The organism is Micromonospora sp. MW-13 (assembly GCF_003434305.1).
In the GTDB taxonomy this organism is placed as follows: domain Bacteria; phylum Actinomycetota; class Actinomycetes; order Mycobacteriales; family Micromonosporaceae; genus Micromonospora.
Map to the genome: position 1 here is coordinate 81439 of NZ_QKKX01000032.1, position 18979 is coordinate 100417.

Genomic DNA, 18979 nt, shown 5'->3' on the forward strand with positions numbered 1-18979 from the left:
GCGCAGCGGGTACAGGCCGGCGGGAACCCCACGATCGGGCGGGCATCAACGGCGGGGCGGCGGGTAACCGCGCAGCGCAGTCCCGCCCCCCAGCCGGGCGGTCACGCTGAGGAGGAAGTCATGCAGCAGGTACGGCTGACGGACGTCGAGGAGCGGGTCTACCAGGCGGTGGCCGCGCTGGAGGCCCGTGGGCAGGTCCCCTATCCCGACATGATCGCGCAGGAGTCCGGGTTGCCCCAGGACCAGATCCACGCGCCGCTGCACATGCTGACCGAGAAGAACCTCCTGCACCGGGAGGACTCCCCCATGGCGGGGCTGGACTTCGGCCCGCGCTGGTGCGCCCGCCAGATGGCGTGAACCGCCGCGAGGCGTCGGTTTGCCCCCGGGGGGCCCGGGTAGCGGTCAGGGATGCGTGATCGACGGCCGACGGGGGACACCACCATGAGCCCAGGGCGGCCGGACCGGCCGGCGGACGTGGCCGGCGGGACCGGCAACGCCGACAACCGGCGGCGCTGGCAGGCTCTCGGGGTCGGCCTGGTCGCCGCCTTCATGACGCTGCTCGACGTGAGCATCGTCAACGTCGCCGTGCCGTCCATCGACCGGGCGCTCGGCGCGACCCCGAGCGACCTGCAGTGGATCCTGTCCGGGTACGCGCTCACCTTCGGCCTGGTGCTGGTGCCCGCCGGACGCTTCGGCGACGCCCGGGGCCGCCGCAACGCGTTCGTCCTGGGGATCGCCCTGTTCACGCTGACCAGCGCCCTTGCCGGGCTGGCCCGCTCGCCCGCGTGGCTGATCGCCGCCCGACTGGTGCAGGGCGCTGCCGCCGGCATCGTCAACCCGCAGGTCACCGGCCTGATCCAGCAGTTGTTCCGGGGCCCCGAACGGGGTCGGCCGTTCGGCCTGCTCGGCGCCACGATCGGCATCTCCACCGCCGTCGGCCCACTGTTGGGCGGGCTGCTGATCCAGGCGGGCGGCGAACAGCACGGCTGGCGGTGGGTCTTCTTCGTCAACGTACCGGTCGGCATCGTCGCGGTGCTGCTCGGCTGGCGGCTGCTGCCCGGCCGGCCGGCCGGCGCGGCCCGGCACCGGCTCGACCCGGTCGGGGTGCTGCTGCTCGGCGTCGGCGTGGTGCTCCTGCTGCTGCCGCTCGTGCAGCGGGAGCAGTGGCACAGCCCGTGGAAGTGGGCGCTGATTCCCGCCGGCCTGGTCGCGCTCGCCGGCTTCGGCCTCTGGGAGCGGTGGTACGCCCGGCACGAGACGCCGCTGTTCGACCTCGGGCTGTTCAGGTTCCGGTCGTACGCCCTGGGGTCGCTGATCGCGACGGTCTACTTCGGCGGCTTCACCGCGATCTTCTTCGTCTTCACCCTGTACCTACAGATCGGCCTCGGCTACAGCGCGCTGGTGTCCGGCCTGGCCATCACGCCGTTCGCCCTCGGCTCGGCCGTCGCGTCCGCGCTGGGCGGGCGGATCGTCAACCGGTACGGCCGCCCACTGGTCGCCGTGGGCCTGCTCGTCGTGCTCCTCGGCCTCGGCGCGGTGGTGGTCGTGCTGCGCGGCGGCCCGCACGGGTCGGTGCCCGTGCTCACGGCGGCACCGTTGCTGATCGCCGGGCTGGGCAGCGGCCTGGTCATCACCCCGAACCAGACCCTCACCCTGTCCCAGGTGCCGGTGGCGCAGGCGGGCGGGGGCGCGGGGATGCTCCAGACCGGCCAGCGGATCGGCGCCGCCGCCGGCATCGCGGCGGTCGGCGCGGTCTTCTTCTCGTCCCTGGCGGGCGCGGGCGGAAACTGGTCGACGGCGTTCCGGAACGCGCTGCTGCTGGCCGCCGGCATCATCGTGCTCGCCCTGGTCGCCGCCCTGATCGACATTCACCGCAGCCGCCGGGCCCCCACGCCCACCACCCAGCACTGACCACCCCGCCGCAGGCCCACCCACCGGCAACGCCCCTTCCCCGAAGCGCAGACGCCGCTGGCCGGTCCCCGGGGTGTCGGGGACCGGCCAGCGACCTTTTCAGCGGTACGGGTCAGCTGTTCCAGTGTTCGGCGACCAGGTCGGCGGCCTGCTGCTCCCACTGCGCGTACGCGTCGGGGTACGCCGACACCTGCACCGTCTGCGCGGCCTCGGTCAGCGGCATGTCCCGCCACCCGTCGACCTGCTTCAGGCCCTGCAGGAACGCCAGGGTCGAGTGCTCCGGGTCGGTGATCTGCTCCGGCGAACCCCACCCGGACGACGGGCGCTGCTGGAACAGGCCCAGCGAGTCATGGTCGTTGCGGTCGCCCAGGTGACCCAGGTTCTCCAACTTCGACTCCTGCAACGCGGTGCCGACCGAGACGACCGCGGCCCGCTCGTCCAGGCCGGCCTTCTTCGTCGCGGCGACGATCGCCTTGACGTTGGCGGTCTGCTCACCGTCGAGCGTGATACGCGACTGGTCGCCCCGCACGCCGTGCGGGATCAGCTTGCCCTTGTCCACGCCCGGCTTGTCCACACCCGGCTTGTCGGCCTGCACGGCGACCGCGACGGGCTTGGCATCAACGGCAGTCGGGCTGGTGGTGGTGGTGGTGTGGTGCAGGGGACCGGCGGCCAGACCACCGGCGAACGCGAGACCAGCGATACCGAGAACGCTCTTACGCATGATCGTGTTCATGGGGGTGACTCCAATTCGGGGGTCGACACACCAACACCCCACGGGGGCAGGGCGGGCATGTGAGCACCACGTCGAGGCGCCCAAGAAGATCAAAAGGGGGGAGATCCATCCGGCGCCGGCCTGCGAAGGCTCGTGGCGCCGGGTCCAGATGTAACGACCGACAGCCGGCCCGCATTCCCACCCGACGACCCGGGGGGGTTCACGGGTCCGGGCACGTCAGCAGCACATCCGCTACTCGATCGTCCGCCATGTGTAACGCCCCCACCCCACCCGATGTTCCACCCCCGCCATGCCCCCGCTCACACCCCCACCCCGGCCTCTCGCGGTGATCAAGAGGTTTGTGTCGGAATCGGGGCACAAACCTGACGCAAACCTCTTGATCACCGCCGCCGAAGGCGGACGGACGGCGCGGGGGTGGTGCGGCCGGGGGTGGTGCGGACCGGCGGTGGTGCGGGTGGGGTTTGTGGGGAGCGGTGGGGCGTGTCCGGCGGGCAAGGCGGGGCGCGGACCGGGTGGGGCCCGCCGTGACCGGCGCAGGGATCAAGCCTGACCGCCCGGAGCCGGGCACGGCGGGCCCCACCCCCACCGCAACCACCCGACAACGCCGAGCCACACTCCCACCACCACTCTCAGCCGACGACGGCGAAGCCCGACCGGCGACGGCGCAGCACCGCCGACGACGGCGAGCCACAGCCCACGACGGCGCAGCACAGCGACGACGGGCAAGCTGCGTGACGGTGCCCGCCGGGGTACAACCCGGCGGGCACCGTCACGCGGTAGCTCGGGCACTGCCCGGCTCAGGGACGGTCAGCGCGTCGACCCCATGCCGAAGCGGTGCCGACGACGCCAGGCCAGCCCGCCGAGCATCAGCACCACACCGGCACCGACCAGCCCACCACCGACGGCCAGTGGCGTGCTGATGTTGCCACCGGTCACGGGCAGCCCGCCGTTGTGCGGTGGCTTGTGGGTCGGCGTCGGCTGGTGGCGTGCGAGCACGGTCAGGGTCGCGGTGGCCGTCCTGCCCGTGCTGAGACCGACGGCCGTGAACGTGAGCCGGCCGGTGACGCTCGGCGTGTAGGGAACGGAGAATTCCCCCGCCGCGTCGGCCTGCGCCGTGAACTGCAACGGCGCCGCCGCCTGGTAGGCCACCGGAGCCATCGCGACGGTGCTGCCGTCGCTGCGGCGGGCCGGCGCCTGACCGGGCAGGCCGGCGGCGAGCGGCGACACCGACACGGTGAGCTCGACGGTCTCGTTCGGCCCGAACCCGGCACCGGTCAGGGTGACGGTCTGGCCGATGACGATCGTTGACGAATCGATCGTCAGCACCGGGGGCTGCGGCGGGTACGGCGTCGGCTGTTGTGGGCCGGACGGCGACGGTGTCGGCTGCGGCTGCGCCGCCCCCGCCGCGGTCGGCGCGGCCACGACGGCAAGGCCGACCGTGAGCGCCATGATGATGCGGGATAGCCGCATGATTGGTTCCCTCCTACTGGTCACAATGTGGTGCGGACTTAACTTGGGTGGTCCATGGGGTGGCGGTCGGGGTGAGCCAGAGGTCGGCGTCGCCGATGCCAGTCCTGCCGGTCAGCACGTCGACCTCGAGGGTCCGGGTGGCGCCGGGGCGCACCTCGACGTTGGCGATGACGACCTGGCGCCGCCGTTCGACGCCGCTGCCGACCCGCAGGTCGGCTCCGTCGAGCCGGCTGGCGAGCACCGCGCCGCCGGCCGGGCTGTAGACGGAGACCAGGGTGCGGGCCGTGTAGGGGTCCCCGGCCAGGCCCAGGCCGAGGACGGAGGGGGAGAGCCCCTTGGCGGGGGCGGTCGAGTGGAGCGTGAAGCTCAGTCGTAGCTGCCGGCGGCCGTCGGGGCGGCACTCCCCCACGGCCAGCGTCGCCGACGGCCGCAGGTAGTAACCGAGCTTCGCGCCGCTGCCGTCGTTGAGAAACACGCCGACGGTGGGCGTGGTCTCCTGCTCGGGCAGCGCCCCGCCCAACCGGTTGCCGGCGATGATCCGCTGCTCGGCCGGGTGGGCGCTCCAGAACAGGATCCGCCGCTCGTCCATGGCACGGTCCAGTGCGGACAGCAACGCCCGGGGGTTCACCTCCCGGGTGAAGAAGGTGCCGAACACCGCCGCCGCGGAGGCCGCGAAGAACTCGTCCTGCTCGGCCTGGTCCAGCCGCTGGTACGTGTCGGAGAGCAGGGTGTGCACCACCTTGTCGTCGACCAGGGTGGCGTTGCCCGGCACGGGCACCGGTCCGGTGGCCTTGAGCAGGTACGACAGCACCACCGGGTCGACCGCGAGCACCCCGTCGACCGTGCTGCCGCTGCGCTTGCGGTACATCTCCCGGAAGAGCGCGGCGGCGGTCGGGAAGTGCGGGGTCAGGTTGACGTCCGCCGGGTACGTCCCGACCAGGTCGGTGTAGAGGTTGCGGACCTCGGCGCTCACCTTCGCGGACAGGTCGAAGTGGCCCAGGCTGCTGGCGGCGGCCTGGGCGCCCATCCGGAGCCGGCCGTCCTCGGCCCGGATGACCGCGTACGCGCCGAACATGCCGCCGGTGGCGCGCAGTTCCGCCGGGTTCTGCGACACCAGCAGGTAGCTGCGCGGCCCGTCCGCGCCGAGCAGGGTCGGCAGCAGGCGGGCGGCCTGGTCGGCGGCCCGGGTCAGCGCGGCCAGCCGGCCGATCTCGGCGCGCAGGTCGGTCACGGCCTGCCGGACCTGGTCGACCAGTCCGGCGCTGGGCACGGCGGCGAGTCGGGCGTTGGTGCGCCGGACGACCTCGTCGGTGTCGGTGAGCTGGGCCGAGACGGCCCGGAGCCGGTTGACGTCCAGCCGTCCCTTGCCGGGCAGCAGGGTGGACAGGTCGGTGCGCAGCAGGGCGGGGAACGCGTCCCGGGCGAGTTCGTCGACGGCCACCGCGATCTCGCGGACCGCGGCGAGGTCGTCCCCGGCGTACGGTGCGTGCCGCCCGACCCACCAGCCCGGGTCGCCGGTGGCGGCGCGGGCGGCGGCGGCCTGCTCCTGGAGCGCGGCGAGGGTGCGGTGCGCCCGGTCGGCGTCGGCGCCGACCACCTCGGTGCTGAGCTGCCGCGCCAGCCCGGCGGCGTTGAGCAGGTGGGCCCGGGCCTGCCAGCCGCGGAAGCCGACCCAGCCGCCGCCCAGCAGGACGAGCGACCCGACGATCAGGCCGGTGAGCAGGACGCGGCGCACCCGCGCCCTGGTGCGCCGTCGGGATCTTCGCCGACGACGGTGGGGCCGCACACTTTCGCTCACACCTGCTCCCGTCAACAAAGCGGACAGAAATGACGATTCATCATTTTCTAGCACGCATCGTACAAGTCATGTCGGAGTATCGCGGTTTTTCAGGCCTGGAGTCGCGTACGAGGACTTTCCTCCGGCGAGTCCGAATCGCCGCGTCGCGCGACGACCTCGTGCAGCAACTCCTCGATTCGGTCCACCCCGCCGCGCGTGGACATGTCACGCAGGTAGGCCTCCCGGCCGCGCCGCCCCATCTCCAACCGCGCCGGGGGCGGGATGGTGGCGGCCAGCCAGAACCGGTCGGCCAGGGTGGCCCAGTCCTCCGGCGGGCAGGACAGCCCGGCCCGGGCCCGTTCCACGATCTCCACGGTGTCGCCCCCGGCGGAGGCCACCACCGGCGAGGCGGAGCTGAACGCCGCCTGGAGCTTGCCGGGGACGCTCCCGCGCAGCTCCGGCAGATCACGCAGCATCAATAGCTGGTAGTCCGCGGCGGCGTACAGGTCGGACATCTCCAGCGGCGACCGACGCGCGACGAACCGGACGTTGCGGGCCCCCAACTCCTCGGCGAGCCCCCGGACCCGCCCCTCGTCGGGGCCCGAGCCGACCAGGACCAAATCCATCGTGCCGCGCAGCGGGGCGGCGGCCCGGACCGCCGTCTCCAGGCCCTGCCGGGCGCCGATGGTGCCGGCGTACATCACCGCGCAGCGGCCGTCGCCCCGGACCAGCCGGCGGGCCTCCCGGGTCGGCTCGGCGGGGCGGAACAGCCGCTCGTCGGTCCAGTTGAGCACCACCCGCACCCGGTCCGCGTCGGCGCCACCGGCGACCACCAGGTCGCGCAGGGCGGGGGCGGCGACCGCGACCAGGTCGGCGCGGCGGTAGAGCCGACGGGTGGCCGCGGCGAGCCGGCCGGCCCAGGGACGGGCCAGCTCCGCCGGCCCGGGCAGCTCCGGATGCACGTCCTGGACGTGCAGCAGCGTCGGAACCCCACCCAGCAGGCGCAGCAGCCCGACCGCGGCGAAGGTCGTCGGCGGTAGCTGGTGGACGTACAGGGCGTCGACGCCGGCGAGCTGTCCCCGGCCGATCGTCCCGGCGCTGGCGGCGAAGGACAGCCAGCTCGCCATCCGGGCGCGGACGGAGGCGTCCCCACCGGTCCACCGCGGCACCCGGCGCACGGTCAGCCGCTCGCTGCGGCTCTCGTAGCGCCACCGCTGTCGCCAGCCCGGATAGGCGTGGCCGCCCGGGTAGTCGGGAAAGCCGGTCAGCACGCGGACCTCGTGGCCGCGGGCGGCCAGCTCCTCCGCGAGGCTGCCAGGGACGAACGCCGGCTCCGGCGGGAAGTGGTACGCCAGGATGCCGATCCTCACCGGACACCCCCATCCCGAAGGTCACCTTCCGGCGCGGCGCGGACACCCTGCGTGGCGTCGCCCGCGTACGATGCCGGCAGTGCGCCGCCCACCGGCGCCGTCTCGGCCCGCGCCGTCGCGGCACCGGGCCGTCCCGGCACCGCGAGGGGGCCGGGCCGACGCGCGACCACACCGCTGGGAGAGTCTCCGATGGCCGACCGGATCCTGTTCGTCTGCCACGCCAACCTGTGCCGCTCGCCGATGGCCGAGTACCTGGCCGGTTGGCTGCTGGCGAAGCTGCCGGTCGAGGTGGCCAGCGCCGGCACGGCCGCCGTGGACGGCCGGCCGATGCACCCGTACGCGGCGCAGGTGGCCGCCGGGACCGGGCGGGATCCGGCGGCGTTCCGCAGCCGGGCGCTGACCGCCGGCCAGTTGGCCGACGCCGCGCTGGTGCTGACCGCGACCCGCCGCCAGCGGGCGGCCTGCGTGTCGCTGGCCCCCACCGCGCTGCACCGCACCTTCACCCTGCGCCAGTTCGGTCGGCTCGCCGGGCTGGCCGACGCGCCGGACACCACGGACGCCGGGGCGCTGCGCGCGGCGACGCGGGCGGCGGCCCAGGCCCGGGGGAGGTTACAGCCGACCACTCCGGCTGAGGACGACCTCGGCGACCCGATCGGTGGCACGCCGATGGACTTCCGGCGCTGCGCGCGGGAGATCGAGCGGTCGTTGACACCGGTCGCGGCGCTCATCGACGCAGCCGGGTGAGCTCCTGCGTCGGGTCGGCGGTCTGCTCCTGACCGAAGAACCCGCTGCTGTGGGGGGTCGCCGGGGGGGCCGTCCGCTCGGCCGGGGCGGCGTGCGCGGGGGCTACGTCGATCCGGTAGCTCTCGTACTGGTCGGTCTCGGCGCGGCCGAGCTTGGCCATGTTGAGCACACAGCCGAGCAGCCGGACGGAGACCGACTGGAGCGCCTGCGCGGCGGCGGCGACCTGACCGCGGTCGGTGCGCCCGGACCGGCTGACCACCAGTGCCCCGTCGGCCTGGACGGCCACCACGACGCCGTCGGTGACGGTCCGCAGCGGGGCGGTGTCGATGACGACGATGTCCGCCGACTCCCGCAGCACCAGCAGCAGGTCCGCCATCGCCTTGGAGCCGAGCAGCTCGCTGGGGTTGGGCGGGACCGATCCGGCGGGCAGCACCAGCAGCGACCTGTCGCCCCACCGCTGCACCACGTCGCCGACACTGACGTCGCCCAGCAGCACGTCGGTCAGCCCGACACTCGCCTCCAGGTTCAGGTACTCGGCCACCTTCGGGCGGCGCAGGTCGGCGTCGACCAGCGCGACCCGCCAGCCGGCCTCGGCGAGCGCGATGGCCAGGTTGCAGGAGAGGGTGGTCTTCCCCTCCCCCTGCAGCGCGCTGGTCACGGCGATGACCCGGGCCGGTTCGTGGACGTCGACGAAGCGCAGGTTCGTCCGCAGCTTGCGGACCGCCTCGGCGCGGGGCGAGTTGGCCGCGTCCCCGACGATCAGCGGCGCGGTGCGCGCGACGGGGTCGAACGGGATCTCACCGAGCAGCGGGCTGCCGGTGGCGCGCTGGAGGCCGACCGCGTCGCGTAGCCGGGTGTCGAACCGGGTCCGGAGCACGGCCAGACCGAGGCCGGCGAGCAGGCCGGCGAGCGCGCCGACGGAGAGGTTGAGCGCCGGCCTGGGCGACACCGGGGCGGAGCCGACCCGGGGTCCGCTGATCACCTCCACCTTGATCGGGGCGGTCCCTCCCCCGGCAGGGGTCTCCACCGCCTTGACCAGCTCGACGAACTGGGTGGAGACCGCCTCGGTCAGCCGCAGCGCCCGCGTCGCGTCGGTGTCGGTGACGGTGCCGCGCAGCAGGACGGTGTCGGGGATGGTGCTGGCGTTGATCCTGGCCTGCACCTCCTCCGCCGTGAGCCCCAGCGGGTTCTTCGCCACGACGCTCTGCGCCAGCCGGTCGCTCTCCAGCAGGTCGGCGTACGACTTGACGCGCTGCTGCATGAAGATGCCGCCCTGGTACGCCTCGCTGACCCCCTGGTTGGGGACGGTGACGAAGTAGGTCACCGAGGCGACGTACCGGGGCTTGGTCTGGACCGTGACCAGCGCGGCCACGCCGAGGCTCACCATGACGACGAGCAGGACCAACCACCAGCTACGTCGAACGGCCCGGAGGTAATCACGAACGTCCATCAGCCGGGAAGCCCCCGTCCGGTCCGTGCGGTCGACATGTCAAGCACAAGAGCTCCTCAGCAGTCACGGGGCGGTCACCGGCTCCGACAGCCCCACCCAGCGCATTCGGTTCCACCGACTGTAGAGGAGGTAAGCGGTCGAAATACCACAAACAGCCCATTCAGCGAGGCATCGCCATTTAATGGGGCCACATGCATCGCCGAGTCGTTCGGAACAACTGCCCCGCGACCCGGGAAGTGACGTGGCGGACGGCCGGCGGGGCCGCCAGCCGGCACCGCCGGGGCAGGCCCGGTGACCCTCCCCGGCCGTGGCGCGCCCGCTCCCCCGGGTACGGCGACGGGGCGGCGGGCCACCGCCGCCGCCCCGCATCGGTGGACTCAGCGACGGCGCTCGGCCGGCTCGTCCTCCTCGGCCGGCCCGGTCTCCTCGGCCGGCTCGGTCTCCTCGCTCACCGCTTCGCTGAACGGTTCGGTGAGGTCGTCGCCCGGGACGGCCACCTGCTCGGCGAGGTCCTGCTCGTCGGGCCGGCCGCCGGGCTGCGGCTCGGGCGCGGTGGCCTCACCGGCGAAACCGTACTCGTTGGGTTCGTCGTGCCGACTCATACCGTCATCCTCCCGCTTTATCCGGATTTGCCCTTGGCGCCCACGGTAGGCCGTGATCGTCTTCGGCGCAGCGCGACCGCCACCAGGGCGACCAGTCCGGTCGCCCTGGTGGCGGGTCTTCTGCCACCTCACCCCGGGCCGTTACCCGCCCCGGCAGGCGGTAGTCGGGGATCAGATGAGCGCGGCGACGGCCTCGAAGATGAGCCAGAGACCGCAGATGGCGAAGAGCACCGCCGCGCCGTACCGGATGGCGCGCTCCGGCAGGTGCCGGCCGAGCATCCGGCCGACGACGATCGCCAGCGCGTCCGCGGCCACCATGCCGATCGTCGAGCCCAGCCAGGTGCCGAACCAGCCGTACTTGGTGGCCAGGGTGATGGTGGCCAGCATCGTCTTGTCGCCCAGTTCGGCGAGGAAGAACGCGACGCCGACGGCGACGACGGCGGACTTGCTGCTCCGCTCGGCCTTGCGCTTCTCCTCCTCGGTGAGCTTGTCGCCGCGCAGCGTCCACGCGCCGAAGCCGAGGAACGCGAGGCCGGCGATGAGGGAGATCCAGCCGGTGGGCAGGGCGGCGCCCAGCCCGTAACCGATGGCCACCGAGGCCAGGTGGACGAGGGCGGTGGCGATCGTGATGCCGATCAGCACCGGGACCGTCTTGAACCGCGTGGCGAACGTCAGCGCCATGAGCTGGGACTTGTCGCCCAGCTCGGCGACGAAGATGACGCCGAAGCTGACGACCAGCGCGACGAGGAAACCTTCCATGACACCCTTCCCGATGGTGCCGGGCCGGGGTGTGGGGCGCCCTCGACCCGGCCGTTGTGCACAGCCTGGGTCGAAGGTCTCGCCCGCCCCACCTCAGGTGGGGCCGCGTGGCCGGATGCGGAACGCACCAGTGTGTCGACCACGACATTGGGGGCTACTCCCCTTCGCCCCGCCAGCCTAGCCGATCGGCGTGGCCGGGCCCGACGCGGGTGGACGGCGGCACCCGCGTCGGGCCCGGCCGCGTCACCCGCGTCGGGCCGGCGGGAGCGGCTCAGTCGGCGCGGGCCAGGGTGACGCCGAACCGGCCGTCGGCGTCGGTCCAGAACTCGTGGGCGGTGAAGCCGGCGGCGGCCAGCTCCGCCGCGATCCCCTCCGGGCGGAACTTCGCCGACACCTCGGTGCGCAGTTCCTCCCCCGCCGCGAACGCCACGTCCAGGTCGAGCACCCGGACCCGGTGCGGACGATCGGCGCGCAGCCGCATCTCGATCCACTCCCGCTCCGGGTCCCAGAGCGCGACGTGGGTGAACGCCTCCGGGTCGAAGTCGGCGTCCAGCTCCCGGTTGATCACCCGCAGCACGTTGCGGTTGAACTCGGCGGTCACCCCGGCCCCGTCGTCGTACGCGGGAACGATCACCGCCGGGTCCTTGACCAGGTCGGTGCCCAGGAGCAGCCAGTCGCCGGGCTCCAGGGCCGCGCGCATGGCGGCGAGGAATCCGGCCCGCTCGGCGGGGAGCAGGTTGCCGATCGTGCCGCCGAGGAAGATCACCAGTCGGCGCCCACCGGCGGGCAGCCGGTGGAGGTGCCGGGTGAAGTCCCCGACGATGCCGCGTACCCGCAGCCCGGGGTAGTCGGCGGCGATCTGCTCCGTGGACTGGCGCAGGGCGCTGACCGAGACGTCCAGCGGCACGAAGGTGCCCAGCCCGCCACGGCGGGTGAAGGCGTCCAGCAGCAGCCGGGTCTTCTCCGACGAGCCGGAGCCCAGCTCGATCAGGGTCTTCGCCCCGGTCAGCTCGGCGATCTCGCCTGCCCGCTCGGCCAGCACGGAACGCTCGGCCCGGGTCGGGTAGTACTCCGGCAGCCGGGTGATCTCCTCGAACAACTCGCTGCCCCGGGCGTCGTAGAACCACTTGGGCGGCAGCCACTTCGGCGCCGCCGTCAGCCCGGTCCGTACGTCCTCCCGCAGCCCGCGGCCGAGGTCCTGCTCCTCCAGGTAGATCTCCAACGGTTCCGCGCTCATCAGGTGTCCCTCCGTCACTCGTGTCGTGTCCCGCCTGCCGCCCGGTCGGCGGTCCACCCGCCGGGCAGGGCGTCGATCCGCGCCCCGGCGGCCGTGGCCACCACCAGCCGCCCCTCCGGCACCGCCTGCCAGCCGGGCTCGTCGTCGTGCGGTTCCGAGGCCAGCAGCACCGCGCCCGGGCTGCGCCGCAGCGACAGCGCGTGACCGGCGACGCTGGCCACGACGGTCTGCCCGTCGGTGAGCAGCAGGTTGAGCCGGGATCCGGGCGCCACCGCCGCGACCTGCGTCACCGTGCCGGCGACCGCCCGTGCCGGGTCGTCCCCGGCGCGCAGCCGGTGCCGGACCAGGGCCCAGAGCAGCGCGGCGTCGGTCGGCGCGTCGAGGGTGAGCAGGTCGCGGACGGGCAGCCGGCCGGCGAGCCCGGTCACCGCGTCGGGCCAGCCGCGGACCACCCCGTTGTGGCTGAACAGCCACGGTCCCTCCGCGAACGGGGCGGCGGCCGTGTCGAGCACGGGCATGCCGACGGTGGCCGACCGGACGGCGGCCAGCACCGCGCCGCTGGTGGTGGCCGCGGCCAGCTCCGGCAGCGTCACGTCGCTCCAGATCGGCGTGCCCCGCCGATAGCGCACCGGCTCGCCGCCACCGGGCGGGTACCAGCCGACGCCGAAGCCGTCGGCGTTGACCGTCCCGCCGCCGCGCATGTCCCGGGGCGCCCAGGACTGCCGCGCCAGCGAGTGCGGCGGGTCGTACAGCAGGGCGCGCAGGCTCACCGGCGGCCCGACGTACGCCAGGTGCCGGCACATCAGGCGGCCCCGCCGCAAGGGTGCGCGGCGCCGGACGGCCGGGGCGCGGCGGCCACCGGGTGCGGTGTCACCGGGGCGACTCGTCCGGCCGGGCGTCGCGGGCGCAGCGGAAGCCGCTGAAGATCTGCCGCCGGATCGGGTAGTCCCAGTTGCGGAACGTCCCCCGGCAGGCGGCCCGGTCGGTGCCGAACGATCCGCCGCGCAGCACCCGGTGGTCGTCGCCGAAGAACACCTCCGAGTACTCCCGATAGGGGAACGCGGCGAACCCGGGGTGCCCCCGGAAGGCGCTGGCGGTCCACTCCCACACGTCGCCGACGAGCTGGTGCACCCCCAGCGGCGACGCGCCCGCCGGGTACGCGCCCACCGGCGCCGGCCACAGGTGCCGCTGCCCGAGGTTGGCGTGCTCGGCGGTCGGCTCCTCGTCGCCCCACGGGTAGCGGCGGGACCGGTCGGTGGCCGGGTCCCAGCGGGCGGCCTTCTCCCACTCGGCCTCGGTGGGCAGCCGCTTGCCGGCCCACGCGGCGTACGCCTGCGCCTCGTACCAGCAGACGTGCACCACCGGCTCGTCGGCGCGCACGGGCGACCACCGGCCGAACCGCCGGTACGCCCACCCGTCGCCGTCGCGCCGCCAGTGCAGCGGGGCGGTCAGCCCGGCCTCGGTGCGGTGCCGCCAGCCGGCCTCGCTCCACCAGCGCGGGTCGTCGTAGCCGCCGTCGGCGATGAACTCGGCGTACCGGCCGTTGCCGACCGGGGCCGCGTCGATGACGTACGCGGGCAGGTGGACGGTGTGCGCGGGGCGTTCGTTGTCCAGCGCCCACGGATCGGTGGAGGTGCCCATGGTGAACCCGCCGGCCGGGACGAGGACCTCGTCGGCGACCCGGGCGCGCGGCTCCGGCGGGGGCGGGGCGTGCAGGGCCGGCGGGCCGAGGCGGAGCTGGTGGGTGGCGAGCATGGTCTCGTCGTGCTGCTGCTCGTGCTGGACGATCATGCCGAAGGCGAACCCGTCGGCGACCAGCGGCCGGTCGGTGAACGGCACCCGGTCGAGCAGGTCGTGCACCTTGTCCCGGACGGCGGCGAGGTAGGCGCGGGCCTCGGCGGGCGGCAACAGCGGCAGCGCCGGGCGGTCCCGGCGTGGCTGCTTGAACGCGTCGTACAGGTCGTCGATGTCCCGCCGGACGGGCTCGCGCCCGCCGACGTCCCGGACCAGCCAGAGTTCCTCCTGGTTGCCGACGTGGGCGAGGTCCCACACCAGCGGGGACATGAGCGGCGAGTGCTGGCGCATCAGGTCGGCGTCGTCGACCGCCTCGGTGAGCAGGGCGGTGCGCGCCCGGGTGCGCTCCAGCTCGGCGGCGATTCGGTCGCGCAGCCGCTGCGTGCCGAGTTCGTGGATGGTGGTCACCTCGGTCCCCTCTCCGTGGCGGCCAGTCGCCGCCGTAGTGCGCGGGTGGTCTCGTCGTGCAGCGGGGCGGGCAGGTCGAGCCGGGGCAGGGCCGCCAGCGCCAGGTCGAGCAGGCCGGCGGCGGCGCGCGCCAGCGGGGGGTCGGCCAGCCCGTGCCGGGCCGCGGCGTCCCACCGGTCGGCCACCGGCGCGGCGACGCCCGCGGCGCGGGCCACCGTGGCGGGGTCGGCGAAGAGCGCGGCCAGCACGGCCAGCGGGAGCCGCCAGTCCGACCCGGGCTGGGCGTCCAGGTAGCGGATCTCCAGGTAGCCCCGGGGCCGGACGACCGGGAACAGGGTGCTCAGGTGGTAGTCCAGGTCGTCGGTGGTGGGCGGGCGAGGCAGCGCCCCGGCGAGCCAGTCACCGAAGGTCACCCCCGCCGGCGGGGTCCAGTCGGCGGCGTCGCCGCGCAGGCAGAGCAGCGGTGCGGCCAGCGCGTACGCCGTCCAGGCCGGCACCGGGTCGGCGTCGGGCCGGGCCGGGGACCAGACCGGCCGGGTGCGGGCGGGGTCGATGGCCAGCCAGGCCGCCATCCGGGCGGACGCCCAGCCGGTGCGCCGCCCGGCGTGCCGGCCGGCGGTGGCGAACGCGGCGAGCAGCGGCGGGCCGACCGCGTGCGCAGCCGCCCAGCGGGCCGCCACCTGGGCCGGCTCGCCGGCGTCGAGGCAGACCTGGAGGCCGGCGGTGCTGTACATCATGGTCCGGCCGGCCGGCCCACCCTGGTCGAAAACGCAGCGCATCGCGCGGTAGCGCGGGGTGTCAACGACCGGGCGCGGTGCCCGGAACGGGTCGATGCCGGTGCGGCCGAGGACCAGGCCGGCGGCCCGGAGCAGGTCGGTGAGCTGGGCGATGTCGGCGTCGGTGGCCTCGATCAGCGCGGCGACCGAGGGTCGCGGCGGGGTGGATATCTCAAGCTGGCCGCCGGGCTCCACGGTCACGGCGCTGCCGTGCCGGAGCGGTGCGGCGGGGCTGGAGTCGTCGATGGTGACGGGGCTGTGTGGCCCCAGCGCCGCCAGCAGCCGCCCCCGGTCGACGGGGAGGGCGGGGTCGGCGGCGTCGTGCACGGTCCATTCCAGTTCGACGCCGGTGTGGGTGGGTGGGCCGGTCTTGAAGCAGATCCGGGCGATGTGCCGGGCGGCGTCGGCCGCCTCCCCCAACAGGGTGTTCCGGTCCAGCTCTGGTGATGTCACCACGAGACGATTCCTCCCGCGCTGGTCGACTGACGATCGCCCCGGGCCGTGCGTGACCGTGACCGGTCGGACGTCCGCGGTGCCACCATCCTCTGTCTAGCAGACGAAATCCGCTCGCCTTGCTGTAACAGGTGTTTCGTCCCGGTCGGGTGTCCAGGGGCCGCCGACCCAGGTCAGGATGGGAGCGTCGCCCCGCCCGGGGTCTCGCCGGTCACGGCCTACGCCCCGTCTCTGTCGGGCCGGCCGGGGTAGCCGGGATGGCCGGTGGGGGCCGGCCGGAATCCGCCCGGGACAGCAGGTCCCGGCAGAAGTTCTCCACCTCGGCGGCCCCGCCGGCGGCGGCGACCAGGGGCGCGAAGCCGGGCTTCGCCAGCGCACTCTCCCGCTGGGCGGCCGACTTGGCCAGGTACGCCCGGCACAGCCCGGGCAGTTGGACGCCGGCGCCCGAGTGTCCCGGGCCGGTGGTCCGGCCGGGGGCGCGGGTGTCGGCGCTCGACGCCCCGGGCCGCGCCGGGGTGGACGGGCCGACGCCGCCCGGCGTGGCGGTCGGGGCGGGGGACCTGCCGGGGTCGGATCGGGTGGGGCGGGGGGTGACGGGACCGGAGTCGGTGGGGCTGACCGGCGCGGTGGACGGCGCCGGCGGGGGCGCCGGTTCCTCCGTCCGGTCCAGGGTGCCCGCCGCGACGGCGACGCCCGCGGTGGCGGTGGCGGCCAGCGTGCCGATCCAGGCGACCGCGCCGACGGTGAGCCGGCGCCGGCGGGGCGCCTGCGCCGGGGTCGGCGCCGGGGCCGCCCGGGCGGCCCGGAAGGCCGCCAGCGCCGCCTCCTCCCCGGCCAGCTCGCCGGGGCGGGTCGGTCCGGCCGCGGCGGCGAGCAGGCGGGCAAGCGGATCCCGGTCGGGACGGCCGAGGCCGGCGGTGTCCTCGCGGCCGGCGGCTGGACCCGGTCGGGACGCCGCAGCATCCCGGGCGGCGCGGGCCGCGTCGAGGAGCCGGTCCGACTCGGACCGGTCGGCGGGGCGCTGCCCGGGGCGGGCGGGTTGACGGAAGGTCATCGGTTTCCCCTCACGTCACCGTCCGCCGGCCCGACGTGCGGCGTGCCGGACGCCGACCGGTCCGCCCGGGGACGGGGCGGGGTGGCGGACGGCACCGCGGTCGGGGGCGGATCGTGACGTTGCACGAGTGCGGCGAGCCGACGCAGGCCGCGGTGGGCGGCCGTGCGTACCGCGCCGGCCCGGCGGCCCAGCACCCGGCCGGCGGTCTCGGCGTCCAGGCCGATCACCGCGCGCAGCAGCACCGCCTCGGCCTCCCGGGGCGGCAGGGTGGCGATCAGTTCGAGCGCGGCCTCGGTGCCGAGCGTCTCGCCGGCCCGCTCGGCCGTGTCGGCGTCACCGGCCAGGTCGCTGAGCGCCTGCACCGGCACCGGCACCGAGGGCCGCCGGCGCTGGCGGCGCAGATGGTCCATGGCCCGGTTCCGGGCGATGGTGACGGTCCAGGCGCGGAACTCCCCGCCGGTGAAGGTGGGCAGGTCGCGGGAGATCTGCAACCACGTCTCGGAGGCGACGTCCTCCGCCTCGGCCCCGACCAGCGCGGTCAGGTAGCGCAGCAGGCCGGGCTGGAGGCGACGGTAGAGGAACCGGAAGGCCTCCTCGTCGCCGGCCTGCGCCGCGACGACCGCCTCGTTCAGCTCACCGGCCATGGCTCCGCCGTTCCCGTCGCCCGGTCCTCGAAGACCGGCACGCACCGACCGCCGCGCACGCGACGCCGACCCGGTCCGGCGGCCGGACCTCCTCCCGCACCATCAGCCCCCCGCTGACCAGATCACGCCCGACGCCGGTACGGCGCGGACGACATGTCGGGCGCAGCACGTGGCGCAGCCGTCAGCGGACGTTCCGCGCAACCGCCGCCGGTCCCGAGCCGGGCTAACGCTAGGAGTGGGGGGTCGGGGGGACAAGTCACCGACCGCCGGAAAAAGAGTGAGAATTATCAACCCGCGCACCCGGCGAGTCGCCGTAACACATCGGGGCCGGGCCGCGCCCGCGCCCGCCCGCGCAAGGGGCAGGCGGCCGGGTGATCCAGTTCACGCAGGCCACGACCCGTCCGACCAGATCGCGTGACCGGCTGTCGCGGACCGGTCACAGGATATCCGGTGCTGCGGGCCGCCCACCGCCCGGCCGCCACGAAGGGCCCGTCCGACTGGGCCGGATCACGAGAAGTACTCCGCGCCGGCTCTGGGTACGGTAGTGCCGTGCTGTCTTCGGGAGTCGTACTCAGCGGTCGGTACCGCCTGGACGACCGTGTCGCCACCGGCGGCATGGGTGACGTCTGGCGTGCCACGGACCAGATCCTCGGCCGCCAGGTCGCGGTGAAGGTCCTGCTCCCGGCGCTGGTCTCCGACCCCGACTTCATCGCCCGGTTCCGGGCCGAGGCGCGGATCATGGCAGCCCTGCGGCACCCGGGCATCGTGCAGGTCTACGACTGCGGCGAGGACGACCTGCCCGACGGCGGGCGGGCCGACTACCTGGTCATGGAGTTCGTCGAGGGCCAGCCGTTGTCCCGGCGGATCGAGGCGGCCGGGCAACTCGACGTCGCCGAGACCATGTCGATCGTCGCCCAGGCGGCGCAGGCGCTGCACGCGGCACACGACGGCGGCATCGTGCACCGCGACGTCAAGCCGAGCAACCTGCTGGTGCAGGAGGACGGCACCGTCGTCCTGGTCGACTTCGGGGTGGCCCGGTCGGTCAACGTCACGAGCATCACCAGCGCCAACGCGGTGCCGGGCACCGCGCTCTACATGGCTCCCGAGCAGGCGGCCGGCCGGCCGGTCTCCGGGGCCACCGACATCTACGCGCTCGGCGCGGTGGCGTACTGCTGCCTGACCGGCGGGCCGCCGTTCACCGGTGACAACCCGTTGCAGGTGGCCGTCCGGCACCTCGACGACGAGCCGCCGGAGTTGCCGCGGGAGATCCCGGCGCCGGTGCGGGACCTGGTGGGCCGGGCGCTGGCGAAGGACCCGGCCGAGCGGTTCGCCACCGGAGCGGCGATGGCCGAGGCGGCGCGGGCCACCATCGCGGACGGCTCGGCGCCGACCAGCACCGTGCCGGTCCCGCTGCGCGGGGCCGCCGGCGTCGGCGTCGCCCCGGGCGCCAGCGGCACCACCCGCGACGACCTGCCACCGGTGCTGCGGCCCACCCCCTCCGCCGCCCGGCGCGGCGGGCGGCGCGGCACCCTGTTGGGCGCGATCGCGGCGGTGCTGGTGGCGCTGGCCGGCCTCGCCGCGGCCCTGGGCGCGGCGCAGAACGCGGACGCCCCCGCGACGAATTACCGGCCGACCGCCCCGGCGGCCGTGCCGACGCCGGGCGGCGACTCGGCCGCCACCGAGGAGGCCGCGGTCGACGGGGGTCGCACCGACCGGCCGGGCCCGGTCCGCTCCTCGGCCCCGGCCAGCGCCACGGCGACCCCGCAGCCGAGCGAGTCGGCCGCCCCGGGGTCGACC

General features: G+C 74.9%; 17 protein-coding genes. 4 read left to right on the plus strand and 13 right to left on the minus strand.

What is annotated here, in order from left to right; translation table 11 throughout:
* Positions 1–120 precede the first annotated feature (120 nt).
* Complete coding sequence (locus C5N14_RS17355; RefSeq protein WP_117669140.1) at positions 121–357, plus strand: hypothetical protein; 237 nt, start codon at positions 121–123, stop codon at positions 355–357.
* A gap of 84 nt (positions 358–441) precedes the next feature.
* Positions 442–1911, plus strand: coding sequence for an MFS transporter (locus tag C5N14_RS17360; RefSeq protein ID WP_117669141.1), 1470 nt, complete (start codon positions 442–444; stop codon positions 1909–1911).
* 112 nt (positions 1912–2023) lie between these two features.
* On the opposite strand, the gene C5N14_RS17365 is transcribed toward C5N14_RS17360, so the two are convergent.
* From C5N14_RS17365 to C5N14_RS17380, 4 genes are all read right to left on the minus strand, one after another.
* Positions 2024–2644 (minus strand): hypothetical protein, encoded by a 621-nt coding sequence (locus tag C5N14_RS17365; protein ID WP_117669142.1) that lies wholly within the window; start codon positions 2642–2644, stop codon positions 2024–2026.
* A gap of 807 nt (positions 2645–3451) precedes the next feature.
* Positions 3452–4114: a hypothetical protein gene (locus tag C5N14_RS17370; RefSeq protein ID WP_117669143.1), complete on the minus strand. Its 663-nt coding sequence runs from the start codon at positions 4112–4114 to the stop codon at positions 3452–3454.
* A 13-nt stretch (positions 4115–4127) separates the two neighbouring features.
* Positions 4128–5849: a DUF4012 domain-containing protein gene (locus tag C5N14_RS17375; RefSeq protein WP_243639701.1), complete on the minus strand. Its 1722-nt coding sequence runs from the start codon at positions 5847–5849 to the stop codon at positions 4128–4130.
* A gap of 152 nt (positions 5850–6001) precedes the next feature.
* Positions 6002–7261, minus strand: coding sequence for a glycosyltransferase family 4 protein (locus tag C5N14_RS17380; RefSeq protein ID WP_117669145.1), 1260 nt, complete (start codon positions 7259–7261; stop codon positions 6002–6004).
* 189 nt (positions 7262–7450) lie between these two features.
* On the opposite strand from C5N14_RS17380, the gene C5N14_RS17385 reads away from it, so the two are divergent.
* Positions 7451–8005: a low molecular weight phosphatase family protein gene (locus tag C5N14_RS17385; RefSeq protein WP_117669146.1), complete on the plus strand. Its 555-nt coding sequence runs from the start codon at positions 7451–7453 to the stop codon at positions 8003–8005.
* Here C5N14_RS17385 and C5N14_RS17390 read toward each other — a convergent pair.
* The 9 genes from C5N14_RS17390 to C5N14_RS17435 form a co-directional block, all read right to left on the minus strand.
* Positions 7986–9455 carry a polysaccharide biosynthesis tyrosine autokinase gene (locus tag C5N14_RS17390; protein ID WP_117669147.1) on the minus strand — a complete coding sequence of 490 codons (1470 nt, stop codon included), beginning with the start codon at positions 9453–9455 and terminating at the stop codon, positions 7986–7988. The two genes, C5N14_RS17385 and C5N14_RS17390, sit on opposite strands and share 20 nt — an antisense overlap.
* A gap of 377 nt (positions 9456–9832) precedes the next feature.
* Positions 9833–10057 carry a hypothetical protein gene (locus C5N14_RS17395; protein WP_117669148.1) on the minus strand — a complete coding sequence of 75 codons (225 nt, stop codon included), beginning with the start codon at positions 10055–10057 and terminating at the stop codon, positions 9833–9835.
* A 171-nt stretch (positions 10058–10228) separates the two neighbouring features.
* Positions 10229–10816, minus strand: a complete 588-nt coding sequence (locus tag C5N14_RS17400) for a TMEM165/GDT1 family protein (protein WP_117669149.1) — start codon at positions 10814–10816, stop codon at positions 10229–10231.
* Positions 10817–11087: 271 nt separating this feature from the next.
* Complete coding sequence (gene egtD / locus C5N14_RS17405; RefSeq protein ID WP_117669166.1) at positions 11088–12053, minus strand: L-histidine N(alpha)-methyltransferase; 966 nt, start codon at positions 12051–12053, stop codon at positions 11088–11090.
* A 14-nt stretch (positions 12054–12067) separates the two neighbouring features.
* Positions 12068–12856 (minus strand): ergothioneine biosynthesis protein EgtC, encoded by a 789-nt coding sequence (egtC, locus tag C5N14_RS17410; RefSeq protein ID WP_117669150.1) that lies wholly within the window; start codon positions 12854–12856, stop codon positions 12068–12070.
* 67 nt (positions 12857–12923) lie between these two features.
* Positions 12924–14255, minus strand: a complete 1332-nt coding sequence (egtB, locus tag C5N14_RS17415; protein ID WP_117669151.1) for an ergothioneine biosynthesis protein EgtB — start codon at positions 14253–14255, stop codon at positions 12924–12926.
* A complete protein-coding gene (egtA, locus tag C5N14_RS17420; protein WP_117669152.1) occupies positions 14252–15487 on the minus strand; it encodes an ergothioneine biosynthesis glutamate--cysteine ligase EgtA in 1236 nt (411 codons plus the stop codon). The genes egtB and egtA overlap by 4 nt, the downstream gene beginning before the upstream one ends.
* 208 nt (positions 15488–15695) lie before the next feature.
* A complete protein-coding gene (locus tag C5N14_RS32235) occupies positions 15696–16538 on the minus strand; it encodes a hypothetical protein (RefSeq protein ID WP_165878143.1) in 843 nt (280 codons plus the stop codon).
* Complete coding sequence (locus C5N14_RS17435; protein ID WP_117669155.1) at positions 16535–17182, minus strand: RNA polymerase sigma factor; 648 nt, start codon at positions 17180–17182, stop codon at positions 16535–16537. Before C5N14_RS17435 ends, C5N14_RS32235 begins: the two co-directional genes overlap by 4 nt.
* 549 nt (positions 17183–17731) lie before the next feature.
* Between C5N14_RS17435 and C5N14_RS17440 the strand changes: the two genes are divergently transcribed.
* Positions 17732–18979 (plus strand): serine/threonine-protein kinase (locus tag C5N14_RS17440; protein WP_165878144.1); only part of this gene is annotated, 1248 nt, incomplete at its 3' end.

Excerpts from the sequence above, each read along its gene's own strand:
- C5N14_RS17355 (WP_117669140.1), top strand. The coding sequence starts at position 121 with ATGCAGCAGGTACGGCTGACGGACGTCGAGGAGCGGGTCTACCAGGCG.
- C5N14_RS17360 (WP_117669141.1), top strand. The coding sequence starts at position 442 with ATGAGCCCAGGGCGGCCGGACCGGCCGGCGGACGTGGCCGGCGGGACC.
- C5N14_RS17365 (WP_117669142.1), bottom strand. The coding sequence starts at position 2,644 with ATGAACACGATCATGCGTAAGAGCGTTCTCGGTATCGCTGGTCTCGCG.
- C5N14_RS17370 (WP_117669143.1), bottom strand. The coding sequence starts at position 4,114 with ATGCGGCTATCCCGCATCATCATGGCGCTCACGGTCGGCCTTGCCGTC.
- C5N14_RS17385 (WP_117669146.1), top strand. The coding sequence starts at position 7,451 with ATGGCCGACCGGATCCTGTTCGTCTGCCACGCCAACCTGTGCCGCTCG.
- C5N14_RS17390 (WP_117669147.1), bottom strand. The coding sequence starts at position 9,455 with ATGGACGTTCGTGATTACCTCCGGGCCGTTCGACGTAGCTGGTGGTTG.
- C5N14_RS17395 (WP_117669148.1), bottom strand. The coding sequence starts at position 10,057 with ATGAGTCGGCACGACGAACCCAACGAGTACGGTTTCGCCGGTGAGGCC.
- C5N14_RS17400 (WP_117669149.1), bottom strand. The coding sequence starts at position 10,816 with ATGGAAGGTTTCCTCGTCGCGCTGGTCGTCAGCTTCGGCGTCATCTTC.
- egtD (WP_117669166.1), bottom strand. The coding sequence starts at position 12,053 with ATGAGCGCGGAACCGTTGGAGATCTACCTGGAGGAGCAGGACCTCGGC.
- egtC (WP_117669150.1), bottom strand. The coding sequence starts at position 12,856 with ATGTGCCGGCACCTGGCGTACGTCGGGCCGCCGGTGAGCCTGCGCGCC.
- C5N14_RS32235 (WP_165878143.1), bottom strand. The coding sequence starts at position 16,538 with ATGACCTTCCGTCAACCCGCCCGCCCCGGGCAGCGCCCCGCCGACCGG.
- C5N14_RS17435 (WP_117669155.1), bottom strand. The coding sequence starts at position 17,182 with ATGGCCGGTGAGCTGAACGAGGCGGTCGTCGCGGCGCAGGCCGGCGAC.